At 74.9% G+C, this 12243-nt stretch carries 14 protein-coding genes; 9 read left to right on the forward strand and 5 right to left on the reverse strand.

The window, feature by feature from the left end:
* Positions 1-39: 39 nt before the first annotated feature.
* Together GA0070611_RS21895 and GA0070611_RS21900 are read right to left on the reverse strand one after the other, a co-directional pair.
* Entirely contained in the window at positions 40-1287 is a 1248-nt protein-coding gene (locus GA0070611_RS21895; protein ID WP_091667322.1) for a WD40/YVTN/BNR-like repeat-containing protein, read from the reverse strand.
* A complete protein-coding gene (locus tag GA0070611_RS21900) occupies positions 1274-1816 on the reverse strand; it encodes an RNA polymerase sigma factor (protein ID WP_197675769.1) in 543 nt (180 codons plus the stop codon). The genes GA0070611_RS21895 and GA0070611_RS21900 overlap by 14 nt, the downstream gene beginning before the upstream one ends.
* 190 nt (positions 1817-2006) lie before the next feature.
* Here GA0070611_RS21900 and GA0070611_RS21905 point away from each other — a divergent pair, with 190 nt between their 5' ends.
* Genes GA0070611_RS21905 through GA0070611_RS21925 form a run of 5 tightly spaced genes read left to right on the forward strand, consistent with a single transcriptional unit; the run spans position 2007 to position 7433 of the window.
* Complete coding sequence (locus tag GA0070611_RS21905; RefSeq protein ID WP_091667327.1) at positions 2007-2684, forward strand: response regulator transcription factor; 678 nt, start codon at positions 2007-2009, stop codon at positions 2682-2684.
* A complete protein-coding gene (locus GA0070611_RS21910) occupies positions 2681-3757 on the forward strand; it encodes a HAMP domain-containing sensor histidine kinase (protein ID WP_407940381.1) in 1077 nt (358 codons plus the stop codon). The genes GA0070611_RS21905 and GA0070611_RS21910 overlap by 4 nt, the downstream gene beginning before the upstream one ends.
* Entirely contained in the window at positions 3754-5322 is a 1569-nt protein-coding gene (locus GA0070611_RS21915) for a DUF4153 domain-containing protein (RefSeq protein WP_091667330.1), read from the forward strand. Before GA0070611_RS21910 ends, GA0070611_RS21915 begins: the two co-directional genes overlap by 4 nt.
* A 31-nt stretch (positions 5323-5353) precedes the next feature.
* Positions 5354-5791 (forward strand): hypothetical protein, encoded by a 438-nt coding sequence (locus tag GA0070611_RS21920; protein WP_231921186.1) that lies wholly within the window; start codon positions 5354-5356, stop codon positions 5789-5791.
* A gap of 1 nt (position 5792) precedes the next feature.
* Entirely contained in the window at positions 5793-7433 is a 1641-nt protein-coding gene (locus GA0070611_RS21925) for a sodium/solute symporter (RefSeq protein WP_091667333.1), read from the forward strand.
* Between the two features lie 3 nt (positions 7434-7436).
* Here the strand turns inward: GA0070611_RS21925 and GA0070611_RS21930 are convergent, their stop codons facing one another.
* Positions 7437-7871, reverse strand: a complete 435-nt coding sequence (locus tag GA0070611_RS21930) for a pyridoxamine 5'-phosphate oxidase family protein (RefSeq protein ID WP_091667336.1) — start codon at positions 7869-7871, stop codon at positions 7437-7439.
* Positions 7872-7997: 126 nt separating this feature from the next.
* Here GA0070611_RS21930 and GA0070611_RS21935 point away from each other — a divergent pair, with 126 nt between their 5' ends.
* Genes GA0070611_RS21935 through GA0070611_RS21945 form a run of 3 tightly spaced genes read left to right on the forward strand, consistent with a single transcriptional unit; the run spans position 7998 to position 10926 of the window.
* The gene (locus GA0070611_RS21935) at positions 7998-8762 is read left to right on the forward strand and encodes an ABC transporter ATP-binding protein (protein ID WP_091667339.1); all 765 of its coding nucleotides are present in this window, start codon (positions 7998-8000) and stop codon (positions 8760-8762) included.
* Positions 8747-10432 (forward strand): ABC transporter permease, encoded by a 1686-nt coding sequence (locus tag GA0070611_RS21940; RefSeq protein WP_091667342.1) that lies wholly within the window; start codon positions 8747-8749, stop codon positions 10430-10432. Before GA0070611_RS21935 ends, GA0070611_RS21940 begins: the two co-directional genes overlap by 16 nt.
* Positions 10432-10926, forward strand: coding sequence for an SRPBCC family protein (locus GA0070611_RS21945; RefSeq protein WP_091667345.1), 495 nt, complete (start codon positions 10432-10434; stop codon positions 10924-10926). Before GA0070611_RS21940 ends, GA0070611_RS21945 begins: the two co-directional genes overlap by 1 nt.
* Here GA0070611_RS21945 and GA0070611_RS21950 read toward each other — a convergent pair.
* The gene (locus GA0070611_RS21950; protein WP_091667347.1) at positions 10910-11170 is read right to left on the reverse strand and encodes a hypothetical protein; all 261 of its coding nucleotides are present in this window, start codon (positions 11168-11170) and stop codon (positions 10910-10912) included. The two genes, GA0070611_RS21945 and GA0070611_RS21950, sit on opposite strands and share 17 nt — an antisense overlap.
* 52 nt (positions 11171-11222) lie before the next feature.
* Complete coding sequence (locus GA0070611_RS21955) at positions 11223-11480, reverse strand: hypothetical protein (RefSeq protein ID WP_091667349.1); 258 nt, start codon at positions 11478-11480, stop codon at positions 11223-11225.
* Between the two features lie 125 nt (positions 11481-11605).
* Between GA0070611_RS21955 and GA0070611_RS21960 the strand changes: the two genes are divergently transcribed.
* Positions 11606-12226 carry a flavin reductase family protein gene (locus tag GA0070611_RS21960; protein WP_407940448.1) on the forward strand — a complete coding sequence of 207 codons (621 nt, stop codon included), beginning with the start codon at positions 11606-11608 and terminating at the stop codon, positions 12224-12226.
* Positions 12227-12243 lie beyond the last annotated feature (17 nt).

Genomic DNA, 12243 nt, shown 5'->3' on the forward strand with positions numbered 1-12243 from the left:
GCCGGTGGCGTCGCCACCGGCCCCTGGTCGTCCCGCCGCTCAGTGCGGCAGCGGGATCCGCGTCCAACCGGACCCGTCACCGGTGACGACGACGTGGTCCGCCCCGACGTCCGACAGGTCGTCCCGGCCGTAGAGCCAGGCCCGTCCCGGGGCGGCCCCGACGGAGTCCTCGAGGTGGCGATACTCCCGGGCGAGCGTGAACTGCTTCCCACCGTCCCGGCTGACGAACAACGTGGCACCCGCCCTCGGGTCGGTGTAGCCGGCCCGGGCCACCAGCAGCGACCCGTCCGTGCCGAGCACCAGGTACTCGTTCTCCCGGGTGGCCGGCAGGTCGGTGCCGAGGTCCGTCCAGGTCTCGCCGTCGTCCGTGGTCCTCAGCAGCCGTGCGGTGCCGGTCGGTGCCGTCGTGCCGTCCGGCGGGGGCGGCTCGATCAGCAGGTAGGCGGTGTGGTCGTCGACCGCGGCCAGCGCGATGGCGTTCTTCGGGTTCACGGACCGCTGCGCCACCCAGGTCGCCCCCCGGTCGGTGCTGCGGGCGACGATGAGGCCCTCGCCGGCCCCCGGCCCAGGGAGGTACGCCGCCCAGATCGTCCCGTCGGTCGTCGGGTAGACCGCCACCGGTGGGTTCGGCGAGGGCAGTTCGCCGGCCAGCCGGTAGACCGTGCCGGTGGTCGGGTCCACCGCGAGGACCGCCCTGATCGCGCCGCACGCCATCTGGCAGTGGACCGGCCGGGCCGTGCGGGGGAAGGCGGGCACCGGCTCGATCGCCTCGTCGGCGTCCCGCCAGGTGTGCCCGTGGTCGGTGGAGAGCCGCGACAGCCCGGGTCCGTCCTCCCGGACCAGATAGGTGCGCTCGTCCAGCACGTTGTACGTCAGGTTGGCGTCGTCCCGGCCCTCGTTGTCGCGGTCGCAGTCCTCGGCCTGGTAGCGACCGGCGTCCCAGTCCGACCAGCCCCGCCCCCCGTCGCCGGTGTGCGTGAAGAAGAGCGTGCAGGCGATCTGCGCGACCCCGACGGCGGACTGCGGGCCGGTCAGGATCACGTCGGCGGCCCGGCCGGGCCGCAGCGGCGGCGGGACCGGGCCGGCCACCTCGGGGCCGCCGCCGGACCGGGCCGCCAATGGGCCGGCGGCCGCGCCGACGAGGGCGATCAGCACCACCACCGCCACCACCGCCGACCGGCGTCGTCGCCGGGACCGGGCGGCGGACCACAGGTCGTCCAGGGACGGTTGGCGGACGGCCTCGGCTACGGTGTCGACGTCGAAGCCGGTGAACTCAGGCGCGGACATGCTTCCTCCCGATGCTGTTCGGCTCGACGGGTTCGGGACCGGGGCCGTCGTGGTCGCTGTCGGCGAGCCGGGCGGCGAGGGCCTGCCGACCCCGGGAGAGGCGCGACTTCACCGTGCCGGCGGAGACGCCGAGCGTCGCCGCCACCTCGTCCACCGGCAGGTCGACCAGGTAGTGCAGGGCCAGCGCCTGCCGCTGCCCTTCGGGCAGGTCGCGCAGCGCGGCGAGCAGGGCCAGGTGTTCGGGTGACCGGTCGGCGACGGCCGGCGGTGGGCCGATCCGGCGGAGCAGGGTGTCCAGCACCCGCCGGCGGCGGTGCCGGGTGCGGGCCACGTTCACCGCCACCCGACGCAGCCACGCCTCCGGGTGTTCCAGGGCGGCCACCTTGCGGGGCACGGCCAGCGCCCGGGTGAACGCCTCCTGGACGGCCTCCTGCGCCTCGTTCAGGTCACCGGTCACCGCGTACAACTGGACGACCAGCCGGCGGAAACAGCCGGCGTACAGCTCCGAGATCAGATCGCCGTCGGACACCGTCACCTCCTCTCTTCACCTGTCCCACTCACGAGGAGGGCGGAAGGTTCCCGATGGTGGCCTCCTCGCCGGTTGTCCACAACGACCCGGCCGTCGTCCACCGGGTTATCCACAGGAGTGAGCCGTTCTCCACAGGTTGTTCACAAGCCGCGCCCCCGATCTCCACGGCCGGTCCCTACAGTCGGACGCCATGAAGGAACGCCGGGTACTGGTGGTCGAGGACGAACGGACCATCGCCGAGTCGGTCGCCGCCCGCCTGCGGGCGGAAGGGTTCACCGTGGACATCGCCGGTGACGGCCCGTCCGCCGTCGAGAGGTTCCGCACCGGGCGGCACGACCTCGTCATCCTCGACGTGATGCTGCCCGGCTTCGACGGGTTGGAGGTGTGCCGGCGGATCCAGGCCGACCGGCCCGTCCCGGTGCTGATGCTCACCGCCCGCGACGACGAGACGGACCTGCTGGTCGGGCTGGCCGTCGGGGCCGACGACTACCTCACCAAGCCGTTCTCCATGCGCGAGCTGGCCGCCCGGGTGCACGTCCTGCTGCGCCGGGTGGACCGGGCGTCGACCGGCGGACCGGCCAGCCTGCGGCTGGGCGACATCGAGATCAGTCGGGCCGAGCGGCGGGTGGTCCGGGCCGGTGCCGAGGTGCACCTCACGCCCACCGAGTTCGACCTGCTGGTCCACCTCGCCGGGCGGCCCCGCACGGTGCTGCCCCGGGAGCGGCTGCTCGCCGAGGTGTGGGGCTGGGCGGACGGCTCGGGCACCCGTACCGTCGACAGCCACGTCAAGGCGCTGCGCCGCAAGCTCGGCGCGGACCTGATCCGGACCGTGCACGGCGTCGGGTACGCGCTGGAGGTCCCCGCGTGACCGGCCGCGCGGTGGACTGGCTGAACGACCACCTCCCCCGCCCGCTGGACCCGGTCCGGTCGATCAAGATGAAGCTCGGCGTCCTGCTGGTCGCCTCCTGGGCTGTGGCGGTCGGCTACTTCTGGTGGGGGATCGGCTGGCTGCCACCGGGCACCTCGCTCACCGCCATCGCGATCGCCCTGGTCATCGCCCAGGTGCTGGCGCACGGCATGACCTCGCCGCTGCGCGAGATGACCGCGGCGGCCGGGGCGATGGCCCGGGGTGACTGGAGCCGCCGGGTGCGCGCCACCTCCCGGGACGAGGTCGGCGAACTGGCCCAGGCGTTCAACCGGATGGCCGCCGACCTGGCCGCCGCCGACCAGCGCCGGCGCGAGCTGATCGCGAACGTGTCGCACGAGCTGCGCACCCCGATCACCGCGTTGCAGGGGGTGCTGGAGAACCTGGTCGACGGGGTGGCCACGCCGGAGCCGGCCGCGCTGCGGGCCGCGCTGGCCCAGACCGAGCGGCTCGGCCGGCTCGTCGCCGACCTGCTGGACCTGTCCCGGATGGACGCCGGGGTGGTGCCGCTGCGCCGGGTCCGGCTAGACGTCACCGAGTTCCTGGAGGAGGCGGTCGAGCACGCCACGGCGACCGCCGCCGGCACCGGCCGGGACGACGTCCGGTTCCGGCTCCGCCCGCTGCCCGTGCCGCTGGCCGTCTCCGCCGACCCGGAGCGGCTGCACCAGGTCTTCGCCAACCTGCTGGACAACGCCGCCCGACACAGCCCGCCCGGCGGGACCGTCCTGGTCGCCGCCGAGGAGCGGTCCGGTCAGCTGCGCGTCGAGGTGACCGACGAGGGGGACGGCATCCCGGCGGCCGAGCGGTCCCGCGTGTTCGAACGGTTCACCCGGGGCGAGCGGGCGACCGGTGGCGGCACCGGGCTGGGCCTGGCGATCGCGCACTGGGTGGTCGAACTGCACGGTGGCACCATCCGGGCCGCCGAACCACCCGGCGGTGGGCCGACCAGCCGTCCCGGCTGCCGCATCGAGGTGACCCTTCCGCGTACCGAGCCCGTTCGAGGAGAAGCAGCATGACGACCGCGCCCCCGCCCCGGCCACCGATCGGCCAGGCCCTGCCCCACCCGTACGCCACTCCGCCGCCGCTGACCCGCCCGGCACCGCAGCCGTCCGCCTGGGCACGCCGCTGGCCGGGACCGACGGCACCGGCCCGATCGCGGGTGCTCGCGGCGACAGCGGTGGCGGCCGGGACGTCCGCCTCGGTGGTGCCGCTGGACCGGCCCGGGCTGGGCTGGCTGGTCGCGGCGGTCGCGGGGGCCGCCGCGCTCGGCGCAACCGTGCTCACCCGGCCCCGGCCGGCCGCCCGTCCCGGCGCCACGGGGGCGTCGGGCCGGGTGGCCCGGCTGGTCTGGACGCTCGCCACGGTCGCCCTGGTGGCGGTCGGCACGGTCCGCGCGGCCGGCTGGCTCTTCGCGCTCTGCCTGGTGGCCGCGTTCGGCACCGCCGCGCTCGCGGTCGCCGGTGGACGTACGCCGTTGGGCCTGCTCAGCGCCGGCCTGCTGCCACCGGTCGCCGCCGTCCGGGCGCTGCCCTGGGCGGCGCGCGGGCTGCCCCGCCCCCGGCCCGGTGGACCGGGCGTCGGTCGGGTGCTGGCCAGCCTCGGCGTCACCGTGCTGCTGCTGCTCCTCTTCGGACTCCTCTTCGCCTCGGCCGACGCGGTCTTCGCCGACCTGGTGACCGGGGCGTTGCCCGACGTGTCGCCGGCGGGTGGGACCGGTTGGCTGGGCCGCGCGCTGCTCGCCGGGGCGGTGCTGCTCGGCGGGGCGTACCTGCTGGCCGCGCCGCCCGACCTGGAGCTGCGGGCCGGCCCGGCCCGGGCGGTCCGCCGGTTGGAGTGGGTGCTCCCGCTGGCCCTGCTCGACCTGCTCTTCGCCGCATTCGTGCTGGTGCAGCTCACCGTGCTCTTCGGCGGCTCCGGGCACGTGCTGCGCACCGCCGGCCTGACCTACGCCGAGTACGCCCGGGGCGGCTTCTGGCAGTTGCTCGCGGTGTCGCTGCTGACCCTGCTGGTGATCGCCGGCGCGGTGCGCTGGGCGCCCCGGGACGGCCGGACCGACCGGATCCTGATCCGGGTGCTGATCGGCGGCCTGGCCCTGCTCAGCCTGGTGGTGGTGGCCTCGGCGCTCTACCGGATGCGGGTCTACACCGACGCGTACGGGGCGACCCGGTTGCGCCTGCTGGTGGCGGTGGCCGAACTCTGGCTGGGGCTGCTCTTCGTGCTGGTCGGGGCGGCCACGGTCCGACTGCGCGGGTCCTGGCTGCCCCGGGTGGCGCTGGGTGCGGCGGTGCTCGCGCTGCTCGGTCTCGCCCTGGTCGACCCGGACCGGCTGATCGCCGAGCGGAACGTGGAGCGCTGGCAGCGGACCGGGCGGCTGGACGTCACGTACCTCTCCGGTCTCTCCCCGGACGCGGTCCCGGCGCTGGACCGGCTGCCGGAGCCGCTGCGGTCCTGCGCCCTGTGGCGGATCGACGCGGAGCTGCCGGCGGACGGCTGGCGGGCGGCGAACCTGGGCCGGGCGCAGGCCCGGGCGGTGCTGGCCGGCGATCCGGCGACCTGGCCGGGCACCTTCGCCTGCCCTTGACATTCCCACTGATCAGGCGAGACTTCCGGGGATGGCCGACGCCGGGGAACGGGACGCGCCGGGGCGGACCGCCCCGGTCCCGGCGCCGCGCGCACCCCGGCCGGCCGGGCGGACCCGGATCGTGCTGGCGGAGGTGTCCCGGTCGGGCAGCCGGGCGGACCGGACCCGCTCGGAGCTGGCCCAGCAGACCCGGGTCGGCGAGACGCTGGTGCGGGGCCTGGTCCGGGCCCAGCTCAGGTTGGCGCTGCGGCTGAGCCTGCTGGTGCTGATCGGGCTGGGTGGCCTGCCCTGGCTCTTCGCGATCGCGCCCTCGGTCGGGCGGGTCACCGTGCTCGGGATCAACCTGCCGTGGCTGCTGCTCGGGATGGTCGCCTTCCCGTTCCTGATCGGGGTGGGCTGGGCGTACGTGCGGCTGGCGGAACGCAACGAGCAGGACTTCACCGACCTGGTCCAGCGGCCGGAGCGCTGAGATGGACAACGGGTACGTCGTCCCGGCGATCGTGGTGGTCACCCTGGCCACGGTCGGGATCGGCTTCTACGGCCTGCGGCTGGCCCGGACCACCTCGGACTTCCTGGTCGCCTCCCGGGCGGTCAGCCCGACCTGGAACGCCGCCGCGATCGGCGGTGAGTACCTGTCGGCGGCGAGCTTCCTGGGCGTCGCCGGGCTGATCCTGAAGTACGGCGTGGACGTGCTCTGGTATCCGGTCGGGTTCGCCGCCGGCTACCTGGCGCTGCTGCTCTTCGTGGCCGCGCCGCTGCGCCGCTCCGGGGCGTTCACCCTGCCGGACTTCTGCGAGGTGCGGCTCGGTTCGCGGCGGCTGCGCAAGCTGGCCACCCTCTTCGTGATCTTCATCGGTTGGCTCTACCTGGTGCCGCAGTTGCAGGGTGCGGGGCTGACCCTGGCCACGGTGGCCGGTTCGCCGTACCCGGTGGGGGCGCTGCTGGTCGCGGTGGTGGTGACCGCGAACGTGGCGCTGGGCGGGATGCGGGCGATCACCTTCGTCCAGGCCTTCCAGTACTGGTTGAAGCTGACCGCGCTGGCCGTACCCGCGATCTTCCTGGCCTTGCAGTGGCAGGCCGACGCCCGCCCGGCGGTGACCCCGCCCGACGGGCCGGCGTTCCGGACCGCGACCACCGTCGTGGTCGAGCACCGCGCGACCCTCACCTTCCCCGGCGGCGACGTCCGGGAGGTACGCCCCGGCGACCGGCTCGACTTCGCCGCCGGTGACCCGGTGCCGGAGGTCTCGGGTGCGGCCACCGACCCGGCCGACTGGTTGCTCCCCGACACGGCCGGGGACGACGACCGGGGCCTGTTCGCGACGTACTCGCTGATCCTGGCCACCTTCCTGGGCACCATGGGCCTGCCGCACGTGCTGGTCCGCTTCTACACCAACCCGGACGGCGCGGCGGCCCGCCGCACCACGCTGGTGGTGCTCGCTTTGGTCGGCGTCTTCTACCTGCTGCCCACCCTGTACGGCGTGCTGGGCCGGATCTACACCCCGCAACTGCTGGTGAGCGGGCAGACGGACGCGGTGGTGGTGCTGCTGCCCACGGCCGCGCTCGGCGACGGCACGCCCGCCCGGCTGCTCGCCGCGCTGGTCGCGGCGGGGGCGTTCGCGGCCTTCCTCTCCACCTCGTCGGGGCTGCTCACCAGCGTCGCCGGGGTTATCTCCACGGACGTGCTCGGGCGCGGCTCGGTCCGTGGCTTCCGACTGGCCACGCTGATCGCCGGTGGGGTCCCGGCGGTGCTCGCGCTGAACGTCTCCGGCCTGGACGTCTCCCAGGTGGTGGGGCTGGCCTTCGCGGTGGCCGCGTCGAGCTTCTGCCCGCTGCTGGTGCTGGGCATCTGGTGGCGCGGCCTGACCGACCTGGGGGCTGCCGCCGGGGTGCTGGTGGGTGGCGGGGCGGCGATCGGCGCGGTGCTGCTCACCGTGCTCGGCCCGCCGCTGAGCGGCTGGCCGGCGACGTTGACCACCCAGCCGGCCGCGTGGACGGTGCCGCTGGCGTTCACCGTGATGGTGGCGGTGTCGATCGCCACCCGCCGCCGGCTGCCCCCCGACGTCGGCGCCACCATGCTCCGCCTGCACACCCCGGAGGCGCTGCGCCTCTAGGCGTCAGCGGGGCAGGTCGCGGCCGGGGATCTCGTTCGACTCGCGCCAGGCCTGGATCCGGTCCGGGCGGACCCGGAACCACGAGTGTTTCTCGGTGAACGTGCGCGGGTCGAAGCCGGTCTTCGCGGCGAACGCGTCGGCCGCCGCCCCGGGCAGCTCCTCGTGCGGGATCATCTCGACCGAGCCGTCCACCATGATCACGTCACGGGTGGTGCCGAGGCCGAGGCGGACCCGGCCGGTGTCGCGCATGTTCCGGCCGGTCGGCGTCCGCTCGGAGGTGGCGAGCAGCAGCGTCTCACCGTCCCAGAGGAAGGAGAGCGGCACCAGGTAGGGCCGGCCGCCGGCCGGGGCGGCGGTGGCCACCCAGACGTCGACGTCGTGCTCCAGCCGGTGCCGGGTGTCCGCCCAGCGCTGCTCTGTCGACCTCGGTTCCGCCATGCCGCCCCCTCCGCCGCGTGGGATCGATCCTGCCGTATCCCGGCGGCCGGCACTACCGCTGAGGTATGACGGAAGATCGTCCTCCGGCGGGAGCGTCCGCTGGCGGCGGCGGGCTAGGTTCGAGGCATGACCGATGAGCACCCCGCGCTGTCCCTCCGTGGCCTGGCCAAGCGGTTCGACGACAAGGTTGCGGTCGCCGGGGTCGACCTGGACGTGCCGACCGGATCGTTCTACGGGCTGCTCGGCCCGAACGGGGCCGGCAAGACCACCACCCTCTCGATGGCCGTCGGTCTGCTGCGGCCCGACGCCGGCCAGGCCCGGGTGCTCGGGTACGACGTGTGGGCCGACCCGGTCCGCGCGAAGGGCCTGCTCGGGGTGATGCCGGACGGCGTACGCCTCTTCGACCGGCTCAGCGGGGCGGAGCTGCTCGCGTACCACGGGTTGTTGCGCGGGATGGATCCGGCGGAGGTCGACCGGCGGGCGGCCGAGCTGCTGGACGTGCTCGCCCTCGGCGACGCCGGTCGGACCCTGGTGGTCGACTACTCGGCGGGCATGAAGAAGAAGATCGGCCTGGCCTGCGCGCTGCTGCACGGCCCCCGGCTGCTGGTGCTGGACGAGCCGTTCGAGGCGGTCGACCCGGTCTCGGCGGCGCTGATCCGCGACATCCTGCACCGGTACGTCACCGGTGGCGGCACGGTGGTCTTCTCCAGCCACGTGATGGAGGTGGTCGAGCGGCTCTGCTCGCACGTGGCGATCCTGACCCAGGGGCGGATCGCCAAGGTCGGCCCACTCGACCGGGTACGCGGCGACCGGTCGCTGGAGGAGGTCTTCGTCGAGGTGGTCGGCGGCCGGACCGCGACCGGTGAGGAGCTGTCGTGGCTGTCCCGGTGACCCCGCCCGCCCGGCGGGTCTCCGCACGGCACTTCGTCCGGCTCAAGCTGCGGGTGATGGGCAACAACTTCCGCGGCCAGGGCTGGCGGATCGCGCTGTTCGTGGTCGGGGTCTTCTTCGGGCTGTGGTTCGCGGCCGGCGGCTTCTTCCTGCTCGCCGCCCCCGGCCTGGCCGGTGAGCCCCGGGCCGCCCTGCTGGCCGCGGCGTTCGGCGGCGGGCTGCTGGTGCTGGGCTGGCTGCTGCTGCCGCTGGTCTTCTTCGGCGTGGACGAGACCCTCGACCCGGCCCGCTTCGCGCTGCTCCCGTTGCCGCGCCGCACCCTGGTCGCCGGCCTGTTCGCGGCCGCGCTGGTCAGCGTCCCGGTGCTCGCCACGCTGGTCGCGGTGGCCGGGCTGGTGGTCACCGCCGGGGTGCTCGGTGGGGTGCCGGCCGCCCTGGTCACGGTCGTCGGGATCGTCGGCGGGCTGCTGCTCTGTGTGGCCGTGGCCCGTGCGGTCACCAGCGCCTTCGCCACCATGCTCCGCTCCCGCCGGGTCCGCGACCTGGCCGCCGTCCTGCTCGCGGTGCTCGCCGCGCTGATCGGACCGTTGCAGCTGCTGGTGCTGGCGGCGGTCCGGCGCGCCGACTGGGACCGGCTCACCGGGGTGGCCCGGGTGGTCGGCTGGACCCCGTTCGGGGCGCCGTGGACGGCCGGGCTGGAGGTCGCCGACGGACGCGTCTGGGCCGCCGTGCTCAAGCTGCTGATCACCGTGGCGACGATCGGGGCGCTGCTGCTCTGGTGGTCGCGGACGCTGGAGTCGGCGATGGTCGGCGGGGCGAGCGCCGGCCCGGCCCGGCAGCGGCGCGGCCCGGTCGGCGGCGCGGTCGCCCAGCTCTTTCCCCGGGTGGCCGGCTGGACCGGGCGGGGCCGGTTCGGCGCGCTGGTCGCCCGGGAGTGCCGCTACTGGTGGCGGGACGCCCGACGGCGGGCCAACCTGATCACCATCGCGGTGGTCGGCATCTTCGTGCCGGTGATGGTCAACCTGGGTGGTTCCCGGCTGGCCACGGACGGCGGGAAGGCGCTCGGCGAGGCCAGCGCGAACTCGTCACCGGTGCTGGTCAGCATCTCGATGCTCTTCGTCGGGGTGCTCGCCTCGGGCACCCTGGCCAACCAGTTCGGCTTCGACGGCAGCGCGTACGCGGCGAACGTGGTGGCGGGCGTGCCGGGGCGGCTGGAGCTGCGGGCCCGGATGACCGCCTTCTCCCTCTACGTGGTGCCCATCCTCGCCGTGGTCGCGGTGGTGCTGGCCGTGCTGCTCGGCCGGCCCGGCTGGCTCGGGGTGATGGTCGGCGGGCTGGCCGCCGCGTACGGCTGCGGGTTGGCGGTCAACGGCTTCGTCGCGGTGCTCGGCGGGTACGCGCTGCCGGAGACGAGCAACCCGTTCGCGATGAACAGTGGTGCCGGGGTGGCGAAGGGCCTGCTCACCGTCCTGTCCATGGTCGCCTCCGCACTGCTGGCGCTGCCGGTGCCGGTGGGCGCCGCGCTGCTCGGCGACGTCTGGCTCTGGCTGGCCGCGCCGGTCGGCCTGGCGTACGCGGTGGGCGCCGCGCTGCTCGGCTCGTACCTGGCCGGCGACGTGCTGGACCGGCGGCAGCCGGAACTGCTCGCCACCGTGACCCCGAGGCGCTGATGCCGGTCGTCGAAGCCGTGGTCACCGTGCCGGTCCCGCCCGAGCTGGCCTTCGCGGTGTCGCAGACGGTGGCCCCGGTCCGCTACCGCTGGGACCCGTTCGTCCGCGAACAGCACTTCCTCGACGGGGCCACCCGGCCGGGCAAGGGGGTGCGCACCTTCACCCGCTCCCGGCACGGCCTGGCCATGGTCAGCGAGTACGTCTCCTACGCGCCGCCGACCAACGTCGGGATGAGGATGGTGCGCGGGCCGTGGTTCTTCGCGATGTTCGGCGGCGGTTGGCGCTTCGCGCCGGGTCCGGAGCCGGGCACGACGGTCGCCACCTGGCGGTACAACTTCCGCTGCCGGCCGGTGCTGCTGCGCCCGGTGGCCGACCGGGTCGGGCAGTGGTTGCTCGGCCGCGACATCCGCCGCCGGATCGCCGGCTACGCGGCCGGCTGCACCGATCCCGAGGTGCTGGCCGCCGCCCGGCGCGCGCTCACGCCCGACGCATGAAGGCGTACACCTGCGGCGGTTCACCGATGCCGGTGACGTTGACCAGAGTCCATCCGTAGTTCGACAGGTGCTCGACGGCCGCCAGGAGTTGGGTGGCGGGTTGGACGCCCCCGAACAGGCTGACCCGGGGTTGCACGGCGAGGTGTCGGTGCGGGTAGCGGCGCAGGTCCACCTCACCGGCGAGGATCTTGTCGGCGCCGACGATGCGGGTCTGCGCCAGGTGCTCGGGTGGCACGAAGGTCATGGCGGGCACGATAGGGCCGGCGCGCACCCTCCCGCCGCCCCGGTGCCGCCGCTCAGGCGGTCCGCCGCATGGCCGCGTACAGGTTGTGGCCCTCGCCGACCGAGGTCAGGTTGATCATCTCCCAGCCGTAGTTGGAGAGGTGCTCGACCGCCGCCATCAGGGTCGGGAAGCCGCTGCTGGTCCAGCTGTGCCGGGCCAGCACCACCAGGTGCCGGTACGGGTAGGCGCGCAGGTCCACCTCGCCGGCGAGCACCGCCTTGGCGTTGACGACGCGGTCCTGGGCGAGCTGCTGCGGCGAGACGAAGGACATGCCCGGCAGGGTAGAACGGCGGCGCACCACCGGCCACTCGGGAGATCGCGCTCGATCCGGGATGTAGTGGCGTGGCCGCAGCAGGGCAGCCACTCTTTCCGGGATCGAGCGTGACCCTCCGGCCACTGACGGCGGAGGCGGCAGCACACCTCGGCCACCCGGCCGGCCCGCACCGGCGCTTCCCGGGCCGGGCGCGGGACCGGCGCGGCACAATGTTTCACGTGAATCATCAGCCGGGCGCCGAGATCCACCACACCGACCCGTTCGCCGTGCCGGCCGGCCAGCGCTCGCCGGTACGCCGGCTGCGCGGTCGGCTGGCCGCTCCGGTGACGCTCTGGACCGCGCCCGGCCCGGCCGGGCTGACCGTCTCGTCCACCCTGGTCGCCGAGGGCGAGCCGGACCGGCTGCTCGGGCTGATCGACCCGGAGTCGGACCTGTGGGCGGCGGTCGAGGAGGCGGGCCGGTTCGCGGTCGCGCCACTCGGCCCGGCGCACCGGCAGCTCGCCGACCGCTTCGCCGGCCTCTTCCCGTCCCCGGGCGGGCTCTTCGCCACCGGCGCCTGGGCCGACACCCCGTACGGGCCGGTCCCCGCCGACGCGGGCGGGTGGGCCGGCTGCACGCTCGACTCGGCCCGCGAGTACGGCTGGGGCCTGCTGGTGGAGGCCACCATCGAGGCGGTCGACCTGGCCGACGAGACCGCCCCCCTGCTGCACTACCGGGGTCGTTACCGGGAGCTGACCGACTGACCACCGACCGCTCGACG

The sequence above is a fragment of the Micromonospora auratinigra genome (assembly GCF_900089595.1).
Lineage (GTDB): Bacteria > Actinomycetota > Actinomycetes > Mycobacteriales > Micromonosporaceae > Micromonospora > Micromonospora auratinigra.